17 protein-coding genes, 3 pseudogenes and 1 riboswitch are annotated in these 18,679 nt (G+C 70.2%); of the genes and pseudogenes, 12 read left to right on the top strand and 8 right to left on the bottom strand.

The features are described 5' to 3' along the window. Window positions 1-112: 112 nt before the first annotated feature. Window positions 113-685, top strand: a complete 573-nt coding sequence (locus CFB34_RS15205; RefSeq protein WP_089440083.1) for a DUF1993 domain-containing protein — start codon at window positions 113-115, stop codon at window positions 683-685. 31 nt (window positions 686-716) lie between these two features. Further along, window positions 717-1,043: a low molecular weight protein tyrosine phosphatase family protein gene (locus CFB34_RS15200; RefSeq protein ID WP_089440084.1), complete on the top strand. Its 327-nt coding sequence runs from the start codon at window positions 717-719 to the stop codon at window positions 1,041-1,043. Window positions 1,044-1,064: 21 nt separating this feature from the next. Here CFB34_RS15200 and CFB34_RS15195 read toward each other — a convergent pair whose 3' ends face one another. Together CFB34_RS15195 and CFB34_RS15190 are read right to left on the bottom strand one after the other, a co-directional pair. Next, window positions 1,065-1,487, bottom strand: coding sequence for an NUDIX hydrolase (locus CFB34_RS15195; protein ID WP_069247947.1), 423 nt, complete (start codon window positions 1,485-1,487; stop codon window positions 1,065-1,067). A gap of 149 nt (window positions 1,488-1,636) precedes the next feature. Then, the gene (locus CFB34_RS15190; protein ID WP_089440085.1) at window positions 1,637-1,897 is read right to left on the bottom strand and encodes a hypothetical protein; all 261 of its coding nucleotides are present in this window, start codon (window positions 1,895-1,897) and stop codon (window positions 1,637-1,639) included. A gap of 275 nt (window positions 1,898-2,172) precedes the next feature. On the opposite strand from CFB34_RS15190, the gene CFB34_RS15185 reads away from it, so the two are divergent. The 4 genes from CFB34_RS15185 to CFB34_RS15170 all read left to right on the top strand — a co-directional run bounded on the left by CFB34_RS15185 (window position 2,173) and on the right by CFB34_RS15170 (window position 6,876). Further along, the gene (locus tag CFB34_RS15185) at window positions 2,173-3,351 is read left to right on the top strand and encodes a CoA transferase (protein WP_089440086.1); all 1,179 of its coding nucleotides are present in this window, start codon (window positions 2,173-2,175) and stop codon (window positions 3,349-3,351) included. A 106-nt stretch (window positions 3,352-3,457) separates the two neighbouring features. After that, entirely contained in the window at window positions 3,458-4,759 is a 1,302-nt protein-coding gene (locus CFB34_RS15180; protein WP_069247950.1) for a citrate:proton symporter, read from the top strand. 146 nt (window positions 4,760-4,905) lie between these two features. Further along, the gene (locus CFB34_RS15175) at window positions 4,906-6,072 is read left to right on the top strand and encodes an acyl-CoA dehydrogenase family protein (protein WP_089440087.1); all 1,167 of its coding nucleotides are present in this window, start codon (window positions 4,906-4,908) and stop codon (window positions 6,070-6,072) included. 60 nt (window positions 6,073-6,132) lie between these two features. After that, window positions 6,133-6,876: an IclR family transcriptional regulator gene (locus tag CFB34_RS15170; protein WP_069247952.1), complete on the top strand. Its 744-nt coding sequence runs from the start codon at window positions 6,133-6,135 to the stop codon at window positions 6,874-6,876. 117 nt (window positions 6,877-6,993) lie between these two features. Here the strand turns inward: CFB34_RS15170 and CFB34_RS15165 are convergent, their stop codons facing one another. Both CFB34_RS15165 and CFB34_RS15160 read right to left on the bottom strand, forming a co-directional pair. After that, window positions 6,994-8,349 (bottom strand): chitinase, encoded by a 1,356-nt coding sequence (locus CFB34_RS15165; RefSeq protein WP_089440088.1) that lies wholly within the window; start codon window positions 8,347-8,349, stop codon window positions 6,994-6,996. Window positions 8,350-8,599: 250 nt separating this feature from the next. Then, window positions 8,600-9,502 carry a LysR substrate-binding domain-containing protein gene (locus tag CFB34_RS15160; RefSeq protein ID WP_089440089.1) on the bottom strand — a complete coding sequence of 301 codons (903 nt, stop codon included), beginning with the start codon at window positions 9,500-9,502 and terminating at the stop codon, window positions 8,600-8,602. Between the two features lie 94 nt (window positions 9,503-9,596). Between CFB34_RS15160 and CFB34_RS15155 the strand changes: the two genes are divergently transcribed. Next, the gene (locus CFB34_RS15155; protein WP_089440090.1) at window positions 9,597-10,805 is read left to right on the top strand and encodes an MFS transporter; all 1,209 of its coding nucleotides are present in this window, start codon (window positions 9,597-9,599) and stop codon (window positions 10,803-10,805) included. 6 nt (window positions 10,806-10,811) lie between these two features. Here the strand turns inward: CFB34_RS15155 and cobJ are convergent, their stop codons facing one another. The 4 genes and pseudogenes from cobJ to cobG form a co-directional block, all read right to left on the bottom strand. Continuing rightward, entirely contained in the window at window positions 10,812-12,539 is a 1,728-nt protein-coding gene (gene cobJ, locus CFB34_RS15150) for a precorrin-3B C(17)-methyltransferase (RefSeq protein ID WP_089440091.1), read from the bottom strand. Then, window positions 12,536-13,270, bottom strand: a complete 735-nt coding sequence (locus CFB34_RS15145) for a precorrin-2 C(20)-methyltransferase (protein WP_089440092.1) — start codon at window positions 13,268-13,270, stop codon at window positions 12,536-12,538. Before CFB34_RS15145 ends, cobJ begins: the two co-directional genes overlap by 4 nt. Next, a complete protein-coding gene (locus tag CFB34_RS15140) occupies window positions 13,267-13,893 on the bottom strand; it encodes a precorrin-8X methylmutase (RefSeq protein WP_046545711.1) in 627 nt (208 codons plus the stop codon). The genes CFB34_RS15145 and CFB34_RS15140 overlap by 4 nt, the downstream gene beginning before the upstream one ends. After that, window positions 13,886-15,232, bottom strand: a pseudogene (cobG, locus tag CFB34_RS15135) (precorrin-3B synthase). The gene CFB34_RS15140 and the pseudogene cobG overlap by 8 nt, the downstream one beginning before the upstream one ends. A 118-nt stretch (window positions 15,233-15,350) precedes the next feature. Continuing rightward, window positions 15,351-15,541: riboswitch (cobalamin riboswitch) on the bottom strand. A 253-nt stretch (window positions 15,542-15,794) separates the two neighbouring features. Here cobG and CFB34_RS15125 point away from each other — a divergent pair. From CFB34_RS15125 to CFB34_RS39050, 5 genes and pseudogenes are all read left to right on the top strand, one after another. Beyond that, complete coding sequence (locus CFB34_RS15125) at window positions 15,795-15,977, top strand: hypothetical protein (protein ID WP_242808661.1); 183 nt, start codon at window positions 15,795-15,797, stop codon at window positions 15,975-15,977. A 126-nt stretch (window positions 15,978-16,103) separates the two neighbouring features. Next, window positions 16,104-16,829, top strand: a complete 726-nt coding sequence (locus CFB34_RS15120) for a cobalt-precorrin-7 (C(5))-methyltransferase (protein ID WP_242808660.1) — start codon at window positions 16,104-16,106, stop codon at window positions 16,827-16,829. 270 nt (window positions 16,830-17,099) lie between these two features. Beyond that, complete coding sequence (locus CFB34_RS15115) at window positions 17,100-17,363, top strand: hypothetical protein (protein WP_242808659.1); 264 nt, start codon at window positions 17,100-17,102, stop codon at window positions 17,361-17,363. Next, window positions 17,363-18,430, top strand: a pseudogene (locus CFB34_RS39055) (cobalt-precorrin-5B (C(1))-methyltransferase); the annotation flags it as partial. The gene CFB34_RS15115 and the pseudogene CFB34_RS39055, both read left to right, overlap by 1 nt. A 7-nt stretch (window positions 18,431-18,437) precedes the next feature. Next, window positions 18,438-18,617 (top strand): annotated as a pseudogene (locus CFB34_RS39050) (cobalt-precorrin-6A reductase); the annotation flags it as partial. Window positions 18,618-18,679: the final 62 nt, after the last annotated feature.

The following is an 18,679-nucleotide window of genomic DNA, read 5'->3' as shown; positions in this document are numbered from 1 at the left end:
CGCTGCATCACCGAATCCGCGTGGAATCGCGCGCATCGCCCCCGCGAGGATGCAGGTTTGTCCTTACGCTGCTATCGTGGCGCAAACCACAACACAGCATAGGAGGGCGCGCGTGTCACCGACTCAACTTCTCGTTCCGACCTTCACCCAGATGCTGCGCGCGCAGTCCGCGTGGCTCGACAAGGCTGCCGCGCATCGTCAGGCCGCGGGCGATGCGCCCGACGCGGCGATGTCGCTGAAGCTGGCGCCCGACATGTATCCGCTCGCGGCGCAGGTGCGCTTCTCGTGCTTCCAGGCGATGGAGCCCGTCCACCGGCTGCGCGGCGAGCCGCTGCCGGCCGCATTGCTCGCATTGCGCGAGGCAGGATGGCATGCGGATGCGCAGCCCGGCACGCTCGCCGATGCGCAGGCGATCGTCGCCGGCACGCTCACGTTTCTCGGCGACCTCGCACCGGATGCGCTCGACGGCGGTGCCGTGCGGCCGATCGCGCTCGACTTGCCGAACGGGATCGCGTTCGACATGACGGGCGAGCAGTACGCACGCGACTGGGCGCTGCCGCAGTTCTACTTCCACACGATCGCCGCGTACGCGATCCTGCGCCACCACGGCGTCGAACTCGGCAAGGCCGACTACGTGCCGCACATGCTCGCGTACGTCCGGCCGGGCACGATTCCACAAGGTTGATCAGGCTGGCGTCGGGCAATCTCGAAGCGACATGACGCGGGCAGGTTTCGTCTGCAGCCGCAACCGGCTGCGCAGCCCGACGGCCGAAGCGGTGTTCGCCGCGAGGCCTGGCGTCGAAACCGGCTCCGCGGGCCTCGCGCCGGATGCGGACACGCGCGTGTCCGCCGAGCAGCTCGACTGGGCCGATGTCGTATTCGTGATGGAGCATGCGCACAAGGCGCGGCTGGCGGCGCAATTCGGCGCGCATCTGCGGCACAAGAAGATCGTGTGCCTCGACCTTCCCGACCGTTCCGCCGGCATGCAGCCGGAACGCGTCACGCTGCTCGAACGCAAGGCCGGCCCGTTCCTGCGCACGTGAGCGGCGCGGGGGATGCGGACGTCAGCGCAGCCGGCCGTTCGCGATCGCCGAGAAACAGTCGAGACGCAGCAGCTCGATGATCTTGCGCGTCGGCACGCTCGCACGCAGCGTGTCGAGCCGGTCGACGGTGAACCACTTGCAGCGGGCGATCTCGTTGCTCGCGCGCGGCGTCAGGTGCGCCGGCACGTCGGCCACGAACACGTGATGGAGCTTCGTCAGCCCGCCGAACTGCACTGCGTAATCGAGCGCGAGCCCCTCCAGCCGCGTTTCCTCGGCAAGCTCCCGCAGGGCAGCATCGAGCGGCGTCTCGCCACGCCGGATCGTGCCGCCCGGCAGCGACCAGCGCGACGCGGTGCGGGCGACCAGCAGCACGCTGCTGCGCTGACGGCACACGATCGTGGCACGTTCCTTGATGACGGCGAGAGTGTCCAGCCCGGTACTCATGTTCGGTAAAACAGGTGCTGAATCGTGGAGAAAATGCGTGTCGGCGGCGCGTGACCCGCCAGCCGCCACCACGGCGTAGAGGCAGCCGCACCGATCTTAGCGGCCGTTCATGACAGTTCCATGCACGCCCTCGCGGGGCAAACGCCGAGTCACGCGTGCGTATAGATGCCGCTGCGCGTGGGCTTCACGTGGCGCGGCTGGCGGCGCTTGTGGACAGCCCGCCGATGGTGGGACGGCGGCGGCGTGACGTGCCGGCGCGCGGGCGCGGGCCGGGCGGTCGGTGAGGCCGCCTGCGGCGATCCACCCGGCATCCCGGTCTGTCCTTCGCCGAAGTGGAACGTCTGGGTTTGCGCATGTCCGACGCCCAGCGTCGACGCCAGCATGAAGGCCGCCAGCAGCATCCGTTTCATGAATGATCCGCCCGATTATTTTGAGATGAAGGTTGCCCGCCAGCTTAACGAAAGGCGGTAGGCCGCCGCAACCGGCCCGTGTTCGGCGTCGCTCCCGCTTGCTCACGGCGGCGTCTTTCGCTTCGCGTCAGGGTGCCGCCGGGGTTGACAACGTAATTCCTGAGTGTGAATATAAATTCACATACAAGAATTATTCGCCGAATCCGGAAGCTCGCGCCCAGGCGCCGGGCCTGCCGGACCGGCCGTCCGATCAACCGGAACCAGGAGCGGGACGCATGGCGGAACACGAGCAGCAGGGCGCACTGGCGGGATTGCGCATCATCGATCTGTCGCGGGTGCTGGGTGGCCCGTATGCGACGCAGATCCTGGCCGACCACGGCGCGGAGGTGATCAAGGTCGAACCGCCGTCCGGCGACGAGACGCGCACCTGGGGCCCGCCGTTCGACGGCGATACCGCGTCGTACTTCCTCGGCGTGAACCGCAACAAGCTCGGGATCGCGCTCGACCTGACGCAACCGGCCGACCGCGAGCGGCTGCTCGGCCTGCTCGAACACGCGGACGCGATCGTCGAGAACTTCAAGATCGGCACGATGGAGCGCTGGGGGCTCGGCTTCGACGCGCTGCATGCGCGGTTTCCGCGCCTCGTCCATTGCCGCGTGTCGGGCTTCGGCGCGGACGGCCCGCTCGGCGGGCTGCCCGGCTACGACGCGGCCGTGCAGGCGCTTGCGGGGCTGATGAGCGTCAATGGCGAAGCCGGCGGCGCGCCGCTGCGGGTCGGCGTGCCGATCGTCGATCTCGTGACCGGGCTGAACGCGGCGCTCGGCGTGCTGATGGCGCTGCGCGAGCGCGACGCGAGCGGCCGCGGCCAGTTCGTCGAATCGACGCTGTTCGACTGCGCGCTGTCGATCCTGCATCCGCATACGCCGAACTTCTTCCATTCGGGGAAGGCACCCGTGCGCACCGGCAATGCGCATCCGAACATCACGCCGTACGACAGCTTTCCGACGGCGAGCGTCGACATCTTTCTGGCGGTCGGCAACAACGGGCAGTTCGCGGGCTTGTGCGACGTGCTCGGCACGCGCGACTGGCTCGACGATCCCCGTTTCGCGGACAACCGCGCGCGCAGCGCGAACCGCGCCGCGTTGCGCACGCTGCTCGACACGGCGCTGGCCGCCCACGACGGCGCGGCGCTCGCCGAGCAACTGATGCGCCGCGGCGTGCCGTGCGCGCCGGTGCTCGGGCTCGATGCGGCGCTCGACCATCCGCACGTCGCGCATCGGCGGATGAAGGTCGAGCTGGGCCGGCATCGCGGCATCGCGTCGCCGATCAAGCTCGGCCGCACGCCGGCCACGTACCGGCGGCCGCCGCCCGCGCTGAACGAACACGCGGCGCAGGTGTTCGCCGACGCCGCGGCCAACGCTGACGACCGCGACCACGACACGCACCGGGACTGACCGGCACCGCGGCCGCCGGCCGTGCCACGCGCCCGACGGCGCCGTACGGCCACTCGCACACCACGCCGGGCGACGACGCGCGCACCGGCTGAAAAGGAGACGCATCATGCTTGCATGGATCGGCGCGATCGCCATCGTCGCGCTGTTCGGCCTGATCATCACGAAGCGGCTGTCGCCGCTCGTCGCGCTGATCGTCGTGCCGGTGGCCGCGTCGCTCGCGGCCGGGTTCGGGCTCGCGACCGGCAAGTTCATCGTGCACGGCGTCCAGAACATCGGCCCGATCGCCGGGATGTTCGTTTTTGCGATTCTTTTTTTCGGAATCCTTACCGATGCCGGGATGCTCGATCCGATCATCGCGGGCGTGCTGCGCGTGATCGGCTGCCATCCGCCGCGTATCGTGATGGGCTCGGCGCTGCTCGCGCTGCTGATCCATCTCGACGGTTCGGGCGCCGTCACGTTTCTCGTCACGCTGCCCGCGATGATGCCGCTCTATACGCGGCTCGGGATGGATCGCCGCATCCTCGCGTGCGTCGCGTCGATGGCGGCCGGCGTCAATTTCCTGCCGTGGGTCGGGCCGATGCTGCGCGCGTCGGCGGCGCTGCACATTCCCGGCTCCGCGATCTTCATGCCGATGATTCCGGTGCAGATCGTCGGGCTCGTGTTCGTGTTCGGCACCGCCTACGTGCTCGGCGTGCGCGAGGCGAAGCGGCTCGGGCTCGATCGTGCCGGCGCGGCGTCGCTCGCGATTGCGCCGCGGGCGCTGACCGATGCCGAGCGCGCATTGCGCCGGCCGGAACGCTTCCGGATCAATCTCGTGCTGACGCTCGTCGTGCTCGTCACGCTCGTGTCGGGCATCGTCGACCCGATGGTGATGTTCATGCTCGGCACGGTCGCCGCGCTCGTGATCAACTACCCGGACGTGCAGGCCCAGCGTGAGCGGATCGACGCGCATGCCAAGGCCGCGCTGATGATGGCGAGCGTGCTGCTAGCGGCCGGAGCATTCACCGGCATCATGTCCGGCACGGGCATGCTGAAGGCGATGGCGGACGTGGTCGTCGCGCACGTGCCGGTCGAGCATGCGCGCCACATGCCGTTCGTGCTCGGGCTGCTGTCGATGCCGCTCAGCCTGCTGTTCGACCCCGATTCGTTCTACTTCGGCGTGCTGCCGGTGCTCGCGGAAAGCGCGAAGCTGCTCGGCGTGCCACCGATCCAGATGGCGCAGGCAGCACTGCTCGGCCAGATGACGACGGGCTTTCCGGTCAGCCCGCTCACGCCCGCGACGTTCCTGATCGTCGGCCTGACCGGCGTCGAGCTCGCCGAGCACCAGAAATTCACGATTCCGTTCCTGTTCGCCGCCACGGTGCTGATGGTATTCGCCGCGGTGATCGTGGGCGTGTTTCCGCTGTGAGCGCCCGGGACCGGCCGCTTGGTATCAACGCGCCGAGAGGGCCATCCCGCAACGGGACGTTCTTCGAAGCGCAAGCCTCGACGCCGCCGGGCGTTTTCCTTCTTGAAAGCGGCGCAGCCGCTTCGCCTTTTCCAGGAGTGCATGCCATGCAGTTCGACCTGACCGATGACCAGCGCGCGATCGAAAGCGCGATCGAGAAAATCTGCGCGCGCTTCGGCGACGACTACTGGCTCGAACGCGACCGCGCGGGCGGGTTTCCGGCCGACTTCCACGCGGCGCTCGCCGAGGCCGGCTGGCTCGGCATCGCGATGGACCCGGCCCATGGCGGCGCCGGGCTTGGGATGACCGAGGCCGCGCTGATGATGCGCACGATCAGCGCGTCGGGCGCCGGCCTGTCCGGCGCGTCTGCCGTCCACATGAACATCTTCGGGCTGAATCCGGTGCAGGTGTTCGGCACCGACGCACAGAAGGCGCGCTTCCTGCCGCCGCTGATCGCCGGGCGCGACAAGGCGTGCTTCGCGGTGACCGAACCCGATGCGGGCCTCGACACCACGCACCTGAGCACGCAGGCGCGCCGCGACGGCGACCATTACGTGCTGAGCGGGCGCAAGATCTGGATCTCGACCGCGCAGGTCGCGAACAAGATGCTGATCATCGCACGCACGACGCCGCTCGACCAGGTCGCGAAGCCGACCGACGGGCTGAGCCTGTTCTATACCGACCTCGACCGCTCGCGCGTCGAGGTGCGCGAGATCGAGAAAATGGGCCGCAAGGCGGTCGATTCGAACATGCTGTTCATCGACAACCTGCGCGTGCCGGAAAGCGACCTGATCGGCAACGAAGGCGACGGCTTCCGCTACCTGCTGCATGGGCTGAATCCCGAGCGGATCCTGATCGCCGCGGAGGCGATCGGGCTCGGACAGGCCGCGCTGCGCCGCGCGACGCAGTATGCGTGCGAGCGCGTCGTGTTCGGGCGGCCGATCGGGCAGAACCAGTCGATCCAGCATCCGCTCGCGCAGGCGTGGATGCAGCTCGAGGCCGCGTGGCTGATGGTGATGAAGGCCGCGACGCGCTACGACGCGGGGCAGTCGTGCGGCGCGGAGGCCAACGCCGCGAAATACCTCGGCGCGGAAGCCGCGTTCCAGGCGTGCCAGACGGCGGTCGCGACGCACGGCGGGATGGGCTATGCGAAGGAATACCATGTCGAGCGCTACCTGCGCGAGTGTATGATTCCGAGGCTCGCGCCCGTGAGTCCGCAACTGATCCTGTGCTACATCGCGGAGAAGGTGCTCGGGCTGCCGAAGTCGTACTGACCGGTCCGACCTGGCAGCCGGCCCGGTGCGCGGTGTCCCGTTCCGATTCAAGCACTCGTCATGGACGTCAAACTCGTTGCCCGCACGCTCGACCTGTTCGAGCTGTTCGCCGCCGAACGGCGGCCGCTGCCGCTCACCGAACTCGCGCGCCTGCTCAATGTGCCGGCGTCGAGCTGCCTCGCGATGGCGCGCACGCTCGTGAGCCGCGGCTACCTGTACGAAGTACGCAAGCGCGGCGGCTACTACCCGACGCGCCGCCTGCAGACGCTCGCCGCCGCGATCGACGCGACCGATCCGGTCGTCGACATCGTCCATCCGCATCTCGTCGCGCTGCGCGACGCGAGCCGCGAGACGGCGGTGCTCGGCAAGATCCAGGGGGTGTCGGTCACGTATCTCGACGTCGTCGAATCGGAGCAGGCGATCCGCTATACGCGCGCGCCGGGCGAACTGCGCCCGCTGCATGCGAACTCGATCGGCAAGGCGATCTTCGCGGAACTGGCCGGCGACGCGCAGCAGGCGCTCGGCGCGCAGTTGCCGTTCGAGCGCTTCACCGACGCGACGGTGGCGGATCTGCCCGCGCTCGTCGCGCAAACCGCCCGGTTTCGCGAACTCGGCTGGGCCGAGAACTTCGGCGAGAGCGCGCCCGAGCTGTCGGCCATTGCGGTCGCACTGACGCTCGACGGCGACTGGTACGGGCTGTCGGTGGTCGGGCCGACCGAGCGGATTCGCCAGCATCGCGACACGCATGCGGCGCTGCTCGTCGACGCGAAGGCGAGGCTGCTGGCCGAGCACGCGCGCGACTGAAAGCGGGCAGGGTGCTACCGATCAGCGGGCCGTCCGCCGGCGATCCCGTAGCGGGCGATCGCCGTGAACGGCCCCCGATGCACGGGCCTGAAGCCTAGCGCCGGCCGCTACGCCGCATCACGACTTCACCCACACGCCGCCCGCACTCGGGTTGTCGCCTTGCGTCCACCATTTCGCGCAGTATTTCGCGCCCTGGTACATCACGCAGGTGCCGCCTGAATACGCGGTGGTGGCCGACCACGTGGCGGTGCCGCCGCCGACCGCCTTCCACACGGCGGCCTGGCCGGGCACGTCGCCCTGCGTCCACCATTGCGCCTGGTACGTCGTGCCCTGGTAGGTGACCGTCGCGCCGGCCGTATAGACCTGGCCGGCCGCCCAGGGCGCACCCGGCTGCGGCGTGCCGCCGTTCGAGCCGCCGCCGTAGTTCGGATCCTGCGTGACGCCCGCGCCCCACTTGCCGTCGAGCTGCTTGAAGATCGTCGCGAACGCATACGGCTGCTGCGCGACGCCCGAGCAGGTCGGCGACGCATACGAGCCGCCCGACGGGCAGGCCTGGTCGCGACCGACCGACCAGTTGCCGAAGAAGCCGTAGCCGTTGCCGACCGCCGCGTTCAGCGCGCTTTGCGCATTCGCGAGCGTGAAGGTTTCGCCCTGCACGTCGTTCACGCCGATCATCGGCGTGACGCCGACCATCTGCCAGAGCTGCGCATTCGTCTTCGGCTGGCCGGCCGATTTGAAGGCCGTATCGAGCTGCGAATAGAGCGCCTGCGCGGCACTGATCGCGGCCGCGCCCATGTCGAGGTTCGCGGGGCCATAGTCCATCGCCATCACGTTCACCGCATCGAACGCGGTCTTGTTCGAGATCGCCGCGTTGACGACGTTCAGGCCGTCCTGCGTGAGCCCGGTCGGCATCGTCGGCAACGTCAGCGTGACGTGCAGCGGCTTGCCTTTCGCCGCATAGCTCGCCTGCAGCTGCGTGACCGCCTGGAAGTTGCGTGCGACCGCGGCCGTGTCCGTTTGCGACGCACCTTCGATGTCGAAGTCGATGTGCGTGAGGCCGTACGTGTCGATCACGGTCTGGTACGCGCTCGCCAGCGCGGGGACCGTCGTGCACGCCTGCATCAGCGGCGTGCCGTTCGCGCCGCCGAACGACACGGCGACTTCGCCGCCTTTCGCGCGATAGCTCGCGATCGACGTCGACAGCGCGGTCAGCAGGCCGCCGCTTGAGCCGTTGCCGATCGGCTGCACGCCGCCCCACGACGGCACACAGCCGTTGCCCGCGACCACGAACGCGAGCGTGAACTGCTGGATGCCTTGCCGGACGCCGATCTGGTCGACGAGCGGCGTCGGATAGAGCGTCACGTCGACATAGGGCGCATAGACGCCGGCGCCCTGGGACACGCTCGCCACGGCAAGCAGGCAACCCGCCGCAAATGCGCGCGGGATGAAACGCGGCAACACATTGTTGTTCATTGTGTTCTCCAAGTGGAAGAGGGATACGCTGGCCCGCGTATCGCCGCCGGTCGGGCGACCGGGCATGCCCGGCCGACGGCGTGCTCATCTTGGAGGATTCGCGTCGAATAGTGAATGGTCAGGAGTTCTTTTTGTTATTTGATTCCCGATACGTAACGATCTTGCCGATTCGACACAGTTCCGGCATGCGCGACGCGGGTGATTTTTCCGATCGACCGGGTGAGGCCCGCCGCGTATTGCTCGCCGTGCTTCAAGCCGATGGCGGCTGCACGAGCGAGCGTGCCAGCGCGACGAAGCGTTCGACGCACACCGATGCGAACGGCTCGTTCCACGACACGATCTGCTCGACCGCGCGCGTGCCGGCGAGCGGCACGTAGACGACGCCCGGACGCTGCAGCGTCGCCGTGAAGCCCGGCACGATCGCGATGCCGCGCTCGGCGGCCACCAGCGACACGAGCGTCGTGATCTGTGCGGCGGTCGCGCCGATCCGCGGCGTGAATCCGGCTTGCGCGCACAGGTCGTCCAGTGCCGCGGTCAATGCCGAGCCGTAACCGGGCGGAAAGGTGACGAAGGTTGCGTGCGCAAGCGCTGCGACGTCGACGCTCGCACGGCTCGCGAGCGGATCGCCGGCCGGCACGGCCGCGACGAGCGGTTCGCGCGACACGACGAGCGACGCCACCGGCGCGCCGGGCGCACCGTGCCATGCCCAGCCGAAACCGATGTCCATCGTGCCGTCCGCGATCTGCTGGCGCTGGCTTGCGGTCGCCACCTCGCGGAACGCGAGCTCGACATCGGGCATCGTCCGGCTCGCGACGCGGATCACGTCCGGGAACGTGTCGGACATCGGAATCGAACTCGCATAGCCGATCACGATCCGCCCGGCGATGCCCTGCGCGATCTTGCGTGCACTCGCCTCGGCCTCGGCGGCCGCGCTGACGACGTGGCGCGCATGGTCGAGGAACGCGGCGCCCTCCGGCGTCAGCCGCACCGCGCGCGTCGAACGCTCGAACAGCCGGACGCCGAGCTCGCTTTCCAGCGCGGCGATATGGCGCGTCAGCGGCGGCTGCGCGACCCGCAGGCGCAACGCCGCGCGGCCGAAGTGCAGTTCGTCGGCGACGACCACGAAATAGCGGAGGCGGCGCAGGTCGAGCATTGTTGTCGTTCCGGTATCAATCGCGATGAAAACGGTATTGGCGTGCACGCGGCGCGCTCGTCAGACTGTCGGTATCGACGACCAGGCAGCTCCGATGAACGACAGGACCACGCGCATCGCGTTCTTTCTCTGCGGCTTCGCCGCGTTTCTCAATCTGTATTCGACGCAGGGCATCCTGCACGAACTCGCGGCCACCTTCGGCGTCAGCGCGGAGCACGCGGGGCAGGGCGTGAGCGCCACCACCACGGCCGTCGCCATTATCGCGCCGTTCGTCGGCGTGCTGGCCGCGCGCATCGAGCGGCGCGTCGCGATCTCGCTCGCGGCGGTGGCCGTCGCGCTGCCGGTCGTGTGGTCCGCGCAGGCGGGCAGTTTCGCGTCGTTCCTCGGCGCGCGCTTTGCGGCCGGTCTCGTCATGCCGTTCATCTTCGCGCTGTCGATCGCGTATATCGCCGAGCGCTTCGATCGCGGCACGTCGGCCGAGATCAGCGCGCTGTTCGTCGCCGGCACGACGCTCGGCGGTTTCGCCGGCCGCTTCGCGACCAACCTGATGACGTCGATCTGGGGCTGGCGGCATGCGCTCGACGTCGTCGCGGCGTTGTGTCTCGTCACGGGCGTCGCGATCTACGCGAGCCTGCCGGCGTCCGGCCCAACCGCGCGGCGCGTCGAGCATGAGGCAGATCGCGGCGCGGGGCCGTCCTGGCGCATCGTCACGCGCGGCCCGCTGCTTGCGTCGTTCGCGATCGGCGCATGCGTACTCGCGTCGCAGGTCGCGACGTTCACGTTCGTCGGCCTGCGCCTCGCCCGCGCGCCGTTCAACTTCGGCACGGTCGGGATCGGCGCGATCTATGCGGTGTTTCTGGTGGCGGTGGTCGTGACCCCGCTGGCAGGACGCCTCGCGCGGCATCGCGGCCCGCGCGCGCCGGGGCTTGCCGCGGCCGCGCTCGCGATCGGCGGGGCGCTGTTCACGCTGTCCGACCACGTGCCGGTGATCCTGGCCGGCCTCGCGCTCAGCTCGACCGCCGTGTTCGTCGAACAGGCGTCGGCCAACACGTTCATCTCGCAGGCGGCGTCGAGCGCGCGCTCGACGGCGATCGGCATCTACCTGTCCTGCTATTACTTCGGCGGCAGCCTCGGCTCGATCCTGCCGGTGCCCGGCTGGCATCGGTGGGGATGGGCCGGCTGCGTCGCGTTCGTGGTCGCGGCGCAGGCCATCGTCGGCGTGCTCGTATGCCGGTTCTGGCATGCCGACGGTGCAGCCGGCACTGCGCAGGCAGACACGCGCGGCGTCACGCCGACGCGCTGACCGGGTTCAGCGATACCAGCGCGGCGTATAGACCCACTCGCGTGCGTTGCCGACCGCGAAGCGCCGCGTCGTCGACGAGCCGACGATCACCATCGTGCGCATGTCGACCTGGTCGCTGCGCAACGCGCCGAGCGTCGTCGTCGTGAGCGTGGCGCCCGGCCGGCCGATGTCGCGGCCGAGCACGACCACCGTCTCGGCGCTGCGGTGCGCGCGCACGACGTCGAGCGCGCGATCGAGCTGCCACGGTCGTGCGCGCGAGATCGGGTTGTAGAACGCCATCACCAGATCGGCCTGCGCCGCATGCCGCAGGCGCGTCTCGATCACGTCCCAAGGCTTCAGGTTGTCCGACAGCGAGATTGCACAGAAATCATGGCCAAGCGGCGCACCGGCCTGCGCGGCCGTCGCGAGCGACGCCGAGATGCCGGGCTCAATGCGCAGGTCGACCGCGGCCCAATGCGGGTCGCGCGCTTCGTCGAGCGCTTCGAGCACGGCCGCGGCCATCGCGAACACGCCCGGGTCGCCCGACGACACGACCGCGACGCGCCGGCCTTCGGCCGCAAGCTCGAACGCATGGCGGGCGCGCTGCATCTCTTCGCGATTGTCGGTGCCGTGCACGCGCTGGTCGTCGCGGAACGGGCCGGCCATGTTCACGTAGGTCGTGTAGCCGAGGATGTCGGTCGCGTCCGCGAGCGCGGCGCGCGCAGCCGGCGTGAGCCACGCGGCGCCGCCCGGGCCGAGGCCGAGCACCGTCAGCCGGCCGCGCGCACGGCCGAGCGTGGCTGGATCGACCGGATGCGACGCGACCGTGCATGCGATGCCGTTCGTCGTGGCACGCAGCGTGTGTGCGACGCGCAATGCGCGACCGAGCAGGGTGGCCGCATCATCCGTCGCGTCAGCGTCGCCGCCTTTATCGGTATCGGCATCGACGAAACGCAGCGGCACGTCGAGCGTGTCCGCGGCTTCTTCCAGCACGGCATCACCGATTGCCGATGCGGGCGCAACGATCGCCGCGAGCGCCAGTCGTGCGAGACCTTGCGAATCGAGTGCCGCATCGATGCGTGCGGCAAGCGCTTCATCCGCGTGGATAGCCTGCGCATCGACGCCGATCACCACGCTGCGCGGATGAATCACGAGTTCGTCGCGCGACCCGCGCCATGCGTTGGGTGTCACGCGAATCGCATGCGCGGCCGCATCGTCGCGCGGCAGCGCGACATCGTCGAGCCACGGCGCCGCGCCGTCGATGCGCGTCGACGCGCCCGCGAGCAGATCGGACACGAAGCGCTTGCCCTGGCCGAGATCGGCGAGTGCATAGCCTTCCGGCGGATTGAGCACGCACGCGCCGAAACGCAGTTCGCCGCTCGTCGTGATCGCCGGCGCAACGCCGACGCATGCGGCGATTTCCCGCGCGATCACGTTGACGCCCGTCAGCCCGCCGAGCAGCGGCACGACCGCCGAGCCGTCTTCCGCCACCGCGAGCACGGGCGGCTCGACGCCCTTGTCGGCGAGCGAGGCGGCAATGCAGCGGATCACGATGCCGGCCGCGCACAGCGCGACGATCGGCAGCCCGCGCGCATAGAGTTCACGCAGGTGCGCGCCGAGATCGTCGAACGGCACGTCGGCCGCGACGCGCGATGCGAGGCCATGCACGCGCGCGCCCGGATAGCGCGCCTGGATGCGCCGCGCGGTATCGAGCGCGCCCGCGCCGAGAATCACGATCGCGGGCGGAGTCGTCATCCTTGCCATTTTTCCCCCGGCACGACGAGCAGCGAGAAATACGGCGACGCCATCGGATCGACTTCGTCGAGCGGCACGATGCGCTGGCTCGCCATCGTCGCGCGCTCGACATACAGCGCGCGCTTCGCGAGCCCCAGTTCGTCGAGCACGCGGCGCACCTTGTCGAAATTGCGGCCGAGCTTCATCACGACGGCCGCGTCGGCCCGCGCGAGCCGCTCGCGCAGTTCGGGCTCGGGCAGTACACCCGACAGCACCGACAGGCTCTGGTTGCGATAGACGAGCGGCTGGCCGAGCACCGCGGTGCCCCCGAGCATTGAACACACGCCGGGGATCACCTCGGTGTCGTAGCGCGGCGCGAGGCGGTCGTGCAGGTACATGTACGAGCCGTAGAAGAACGGGTCGCCTTCGCAGATCACCGCGACGTCGCGCCCCGCGTCGAGGTGCGCGGCAACGATCTCGGCAGCCGTGTCGTAGAAGTCGGCGATCACCGTCTCGTAGCACAGCGGTGGCGGCAAGGCCTCGGTCGTCACCGGATAGACGAGCGGCAGTTGCGTCTGCGCGTCCTGCAGGTGCGCTTCGACGATGCCGTACGCATTGCCTTTCTTGCCCTTCGCGACGAAATACGCGACCACGGGCGCGGCCTGCAGCACGCGCAGCGCCTTGATCGTCATCAGTTCGGGATCGCCGGGGCCAACGCCGACCCCGAACAGGCGTCCGCGCGCGGTCGTCATTCGACCTCCGTCGCGAGTGCGTTGACCGCAGCCGCCGCCATCGCGCTGCCGCCGCGCCGGCCGAGCAGGGCGACGTACGGCACGCCGCGGCTGTCGGCATCGAGCAGCGCCTTCGATTCGGCCGCGCCGATGAAGCCGACCGGGAAACCGAGGATCAGCGCGGGGCGCGGCGCACCGGCGTCGATCATGTCGAGCAGGTGGAACAGCGCGGTCGGCGCATTGCCGATCACGACGACGCTGCCCGCGAGATGCGGGCGCCACAGCTCGAGCGCGGCGGCCGAACGCGTGTTGCCGAGATGCCGCGCGAGATCCGGCACCTCGGGCTCGCCGAGCGTGCAGATCACGCGGTTGTCGGCAGGCAGCCGTGCACGCGTGATGCCTTCGGCGACCATCCGCGCATCGCACAGGATCGGCGCGCCGGCCGCGAGCGCCGTGCGGCCCGCCGTGCCGGCGCCGGCCGAGAAACGCAAGTCGTAGACGACGTCGACCATCCCGCACGCATGGATCACGCGCACCGCGAGTTTCTCGAGGTCGGGCGGAACCTGCGACAGGTCGGCCTCGGCGCGGATCGTCGCGAACGACTGGCGGTAGATTTCCTGCCCGTCGCGAATGTAGTCAAGCATCGGTGGTGTCCTGGCTGTGCCGCGCGCCCGTCAGTCGGGCCGCGGCCTGGTCAATCGTCAGATGGCGCGCGAGCGGGGCGCCGAGGCCCGCCGCGGCGTCGCGCCGGTAAAGGTCGTAGTGCGCGGGCGCAACCGCGACGAGCGTGTGCGTCGCGGGATGCGGCAGCGCGCAGTGGCGCTCGCAGCCGGTCAGGTGCACGTCGACTGCGTGGCCGATGCGGGCGGCGAGCGCGAGGGCGTCGTGCTTCGTGTCGGCGCGCGCCTTCGCGCAGCCCGCGCTGCCGGTGCACGCGACGAGCGTCGCCAGCGGGTCGGACGACGCGCAGACGAGGCCGAGCGACGCGAGCGCATCGCGCGTGGCCGGTGCGCGTTCGCGCGATACGCGATGCAGGAATACGCCTTGCCATGGCGTCATCGACAGCGTGCCGTCGCCGTCGGTTTCGGCCAGCGCGGCGAGCCGTTCCAGTTGGGTGGCATCGAGCCGGCCGAGCACGAATTGCGCGCCGACGTTGCAGCGCGTCGCATCGAGCGACGGGCGCACGCCGAAACGCAACGTCGGGTCGGTGCACGTGCGGCGCCAGCCGGCAAGCGCCGGATCGGCTTCAAGCGGAAAGGGCAGGTAGTGCTGCGCGCGTTCGAGCAGCACACGTTCGCCGCATATTGCGAGCAGCGCGCGCATCCGCGTGACGTCGGCCGGTGCGAGATCGAGGAATGCGAGCAGCAGCGCGCGAACCAGCGCGGTAGCTTGATCGGGCGCGACATCGACCGAAGCGGGTGGATCGTCGTATGCAACCGGCGGACAGCCGGTCAGCCCGGCCGCGATGCGCACCGCGCCATCGCCGCGACGCCAGGCGGCCAGCCAGATGTCGTGCGGATGGTCGAGCGCCGCAACCGATTCGCCACCGTCGAGCTGGATCGAGAATTTCGGCGACAGCTCGCCGCGGCGGGGCTCGCGCGCCAGCATGTCGAAGAGCGGCGCGGCGAGCGCGCGGCTGTCGACGAGTGCGGCAGGGTCGTGGCCGGCGAGCGGGCTGAGCATTACGTTGCGCACGTCGTCGCTCGCGGCGAGCGCGGCGCATCGGCGTCTGCATTCGAGGTGGCGTCGACGGCGGGCCGAGACCCGCTTCGAGCAACGCACGCGTCAGCGCGTCGGCCGCGCCGTCGCGAATGCCGCGCAGCTGGAGATTCGCGCGATTGGTCGCGTCGATCGCGCCCGAGCCGAAGGCGCGCGCGGCGGCGGCGATCGCACGTGCCTGACGCGCGTCGAGCCTGCGCCCGGCAGCTTGATCCGGCACAGCCCGCCGTCGACGGCCGCGACCACGCGCACGAGCCCGGGCAGGCCGACGGGCGCACGACGGGCGACGCAGGAATCGAAACGGGGGGGAACTCAACGGGGTACCGGGACAGTGTCGGGCCGCGGCCAACGTATCGGTACACCCCGCCCGACGCGACTGGCACGCACGCACTTTCTGGCCGGCAGGTCTCCTGGCTGACAGGTCGGCGCCGGCTCCCGGCCTTCCCGTGGAACCAGTGGCATGAGGGGGAGATCGGCTCGCTGTCTACAGTTGCGGGGGCAGCCACAGCGGCGCGTGGCGCGCCCTGTGTTCCCTCTTCGGCCCCGAGGGGCACCGGCGAACGAACGGCCGTAGGATACCCGATTTTCGAGACGATCCGGCATTGTCGATTTGCCGCACAACCGCGTCACAGCGCAGTTTCAGCCGGTTTTGCTCTATCTCGCAAATGGTACGATTGGCAGCTCGACACCAGGCCGGCGACCGCCGGTATCCGCGATGAGACTCGCCAGACGGAGCTGTTCGGCATGGGCATTGCGCTCGGCCTGCTGGCCATCCCGGCCTGGATGCTGCTCGCGTGCGTATTGATCCGCTTGCGCCGTCGGCCGAGTGGCCGAAGAATGTCGGCCTCGCGGGCCTCGGCGTGCCGATCGTGGCGGGCGCACGTTCCTGTACCGGAAAACCGATGCACGCTCGCTCACGTGGCTGCTGCTCGGCTGGCTGCTGATCGCGTCGATCGGCGGGATGGTTCTCGCCTTGCTGACGTTCGTCGTCGGCGTGCCGCTCGGGTGACGTCGTCGTCGCATCGCACCGGCGGGCGGGCAGCACGCACGGCGCGGGGCGGATCGGGATCATCAACGAATCAACGCGCGGCAGCCCGGCCGCCGCGCATCGCAACACACGGTAGGAAATCGAACGATGGGGAGGGTGCATGACGGCGTGGCTGACGGTAGTGGGCATCGGCGACGACGGTTACGCGGGGCTCGGACGCAGTGCGCGGCGCGCATTGCTCGACGCGACGCTCGTCGTCGGCGCGAAGCGGCATCTCGACATGCTGCCCGCACGGCTGCCGGCCGCGCGCGAAACGTGGCCGTCGCCGTTCGACCTCGCGGGCGTGCTGGCGCGGCGCGCGTCGCCGTCTGCGTGCTCGCCAGCGGCGACCCGATGCTGTTCGGCGTGGGCGCCACGCTCGCGCGCCGGCTTTCCCCCGACGAATGGCGCGTACTGCCCGCGCCGTCGTCGCTGTCGCTCGCGGCCGCGCGCCTCGGCTGGCGCTGCAGGATGTCGGCGCGGTCTCGCTCGTCGGCCGGCCGCTGGCGACGCTCGCGCGTCACCTGCTGCCGGGCGCCGCCTGTTCGTGCTGAGCGCCGACGGACGCACGCCGGCCGCGTCGCGGCCGAACTCGTCGCTCGCGGCTTCGGGCCGACGCGCATCAGCGTGTTCGAACATCTGGGCGGCCCGCTCGAGCGGCGCCTCGACGGCCTCGCGCAGGACTGGCGCATCGACGAAACGGCGCGCTCAACCTGGTCGCACTCGACTGCCAGCCCGGCCCCGACGCGCCGCGCCGCGCGCTCACGCCCGGCCTGCCGGACGATGCGTACCGTCACGACGGCCAGCTCACCAAGCGCGACCTGCGCGCGATGACGCTCGGGCGTCTCGCACCGGCGCCCGGCGAACTGCTGTGGGACGTCGGCGCCGGCAGCGGCTCGATCGGCATCGAATGGATGCGCGCGCATCCGTCATGCCAGGCGATCGCGATCGAAGCGCATGCGGAGCGGCAGCGCTTCATCGAGCACAACCGCGACGCGCTCGGCGTACCGGGCCTGCAGCTCGTCGCGGGCCGCGCGCCGACGCGCTCGCGGGACTCGCCGCGCCCGACGCGATCTTCATCGGCGGCGGGGCGACCGCGCCGGCGTGCTCGACGCGTGCTGGGCCACGCTGAAGCCCGGCGGCCGGCTGGTCGCGAACGCGGTCACGCTGCAAGGCGAGATGATGCTCGCCGCCTGGCGCGACGCGCATGGCGGCACGCTCACGCGCGTGTCGCTCGCACACGCCGAGCCGCTCGGCCGCTTCGATACGTGGCGACAGACGTTGCCGGTCACGCTGTACGACGTGCGCAAGCCCGACGCGGCCGACATATCCGCCTCGTCGGCCGCGACGAACACAACGGACGCGTGATGCGCGACGAGACTCCCGAACAGCCCGCCGCTACGCTTCGGCTATACGACCGGCAGCTGCGCGACCGCGACGTCGCTCGCCGCGCGCGGCTGCTGCTCGCGGGTCGTGCGGACGACGCGGTCGAGATCGTGCTGCCGAAGGGGCAGCGCGTGATGATGCGGCTCGCGTTCTGCCGGGCCGCCGACGGTGCGGAAGCCGGCACCATCAAGGATGCCGGCGACGATCCGGACGTTACGCACGGCGCGCTGATCTTCGCGCGCGTCGCGCTCGCGGCGGCGCCCGGCGTGCGGTTTCATGCGGGGCCGGGCGTCGGCACGGTCACGCGCGCGGGGCTGACGCTGCCGGTCGGCGAACCGGCGATCAACCCGGTGCCGCGCCAGATGATGACGACGCACCTGACGCGCTGGCGGCCGAGCACGGCTATGCGGGCGGCTTCGACGTGACGATCGGCGTCGAAGGCGGCGAAGCGCTCGCGCTGAAGACGATGAACCCGCGCCTCGGCATCGTCGGCGGGCTGTCGATCCTCGGTACGACCGGCATCGTGCGGCCGTTCTCGTGTTCGGCCTATATCGCGTCGATCCACCAGGGCATCGACGTCGCCCGCGCGAACGGCATCGCGCATATTGCCGCGTGCACCGGCAACGCGAGCGAGGACGCGATGCGCGCGCACTATCAACTGCCCGACATGGCGCTGATCGAGATGGGTGACTTCGCGGGCGCGGTGCTCAAGCACCTGCGGCGCGCGCGGTCGCACGGCTGTCGATGTGCGGCGGCTTCGGCAAGCTCAGCAAGCTCGCGGCCGGCCATCTCGACCTGCACAGCCGCCATTCGAGCATCGACCTGCCGCTGCTCGCGCAGTGGGCGGCCGAAGCCGGCGCAAGCGACACGCTGCAGGCCGCGATGCGCGCCGCGAACACCAGCCAGGAAGCGCTGAAGCTCGCGCACGCCGACGGCGTGCCGCTCGGCGATCTCGTCTGTGCGCAGGCGTTGCGCGTCGCGCGCGACATCGTGCCGCGTCGGTCGCGGTCGAGATGTTCGCGATCGACCGGCAGGGCCGCTTCGTCGGGAGGCGCGATGAGCCTGCGCATCCTGCTGCTCGGCGGCACCGGCGACGCGCTGAAGATCGCGCGCGCGCTCGGGTCGGCACGTCTACAGCCTGGCCGGCCTCGGCAAGGTGCCCGACGATCTGCGCTGCGACGTGCGTGTCGGCGCTTCGGCGGCGCGCGGCTGGCCGCCTATCTGCGCGACGCCGGCATCGGCCTCGTGATCGACGCGACCCACCCGTATGCGGCGCAAATCAGCGCGAATGCCGCCGC

Origin of the sequence: Burkholderia sp. HI4860, from assembly GCF_002223045.2 — a bacterium.
In the GTDB taxonomy this organism is placed as follows: Bacteria; Pseudomonadota; Gammaproteobacteria; order Burkholderiales; family Burkholderiaceae; genus Burkholderia.
The sequence above is the reverse complement of the archived record's forward strand: the minus strand, read 5'-3'. Positions and strand labels throughout refer to the sequence as shown.

Excerpts from the sequence above, each read along its gene's own strand:
- CFB34_RS15170 (WP_069247952.1), top strand. The coding sequence starts at position 6,133 with ATGGACGTCAAACTCGTTGCCCGCACGCTCGACCTGTTCGAGCTGTTC.
- CFB34_RS15120 (WP_242808660.1), top strand. The coding sequence starts at position 16,104 with ATGGGGAGGGTGCATGACGGCGTGGCTGACGGTAGTGGGCATCGGCGA.
- CFB34_RS15200 (WP_089440084.1), top strand. The coding sequence starts at position 717 with ATGACGCGGGCAGGTTTCGTCTGCAGCCGCAACCGGCTGCGCAGCCCG.
- CFB34_RS15185 (WP_089440086.1), top strand. The coding sequence starts at position 2,173 with ATGGCGGAACACGAGCAGCAGGGCGCACTGGCGGGATTGCGCATCATC.
- CFB34_RS15160 (WP_089440089.1), bottom strand. The coding sequence starts at position 9,502 with ATGCTCGACCTGCGCCGCCTCCGCTATTTCGTGGTCGTCGCCGACGAA.
- CFB34_RS15165 (WP_089440088.1), bottom strand. The coding sequence starts at position 8,349 with ATGAACAACAATGTGTTGCCGCGTTTCATCCCGCGCGCATTTGCGGCG.
- CFB34_RS15180 (WP_069247950.1), top strand. The coding sequence starts at position 3,458 with ATGCTTGCATGGATCGGCGCGATCGCCATCGTCGCGCTGTTCGGCCTG.
- CFB34_RS15155 (WP_089440090.1), top strand. The coding sequence starts at position 9,597 with ATGAACGACAGGACCACGCGCATCGCGTTCTTTCTCTGCGGCTTCGCC.
- CFB34_RS15190 (WP_089440085.1), bottom strand. The coding sequence starts at position 1,897 with ATGAAACGGATGCTGCTGGCGGCCTTCATGCTGGCGTCGACGCTGGGC.
- CFB34_RS15145 (WP_089440092.1), bottom strand. The coding sequence starts at position 13,270 with ATGACGACCGCGCGCGGACGCCTGTTCGGGGTCGGCGTTGGCCCCGGC.
- CFB34_RS15140 (WP_046545711.1), bottom strand. The coding sequence starts at position 13,893 with ATGCTTGACTACATTCGCGACGGGCAGGAAATCTACCGCCAGTCGTTC.
- CFB34_RS15195 (WP_069247947.1), bottom strand. The coding sequence starts at position 1,487 with ATGAGTACCGGGCTGGACACTCTCGCCGTCATCAAGGAACGTGCCACG.
- CFB34_RS15175 (WP_089440087.1), top strand. The coding sequence starts at position 4,906 with ATGCAGTTCGACCTGACCGATGACCAGCGCGCGATCGAAAGCGCGATC.
- cobJ (WP_089440091.1), bottom strand. The coding sequence starts at position 12,539 with ATGACGACTCCGCCCGCGATCGTGATTCTCGGCGCGGGCGCGCTCGAT.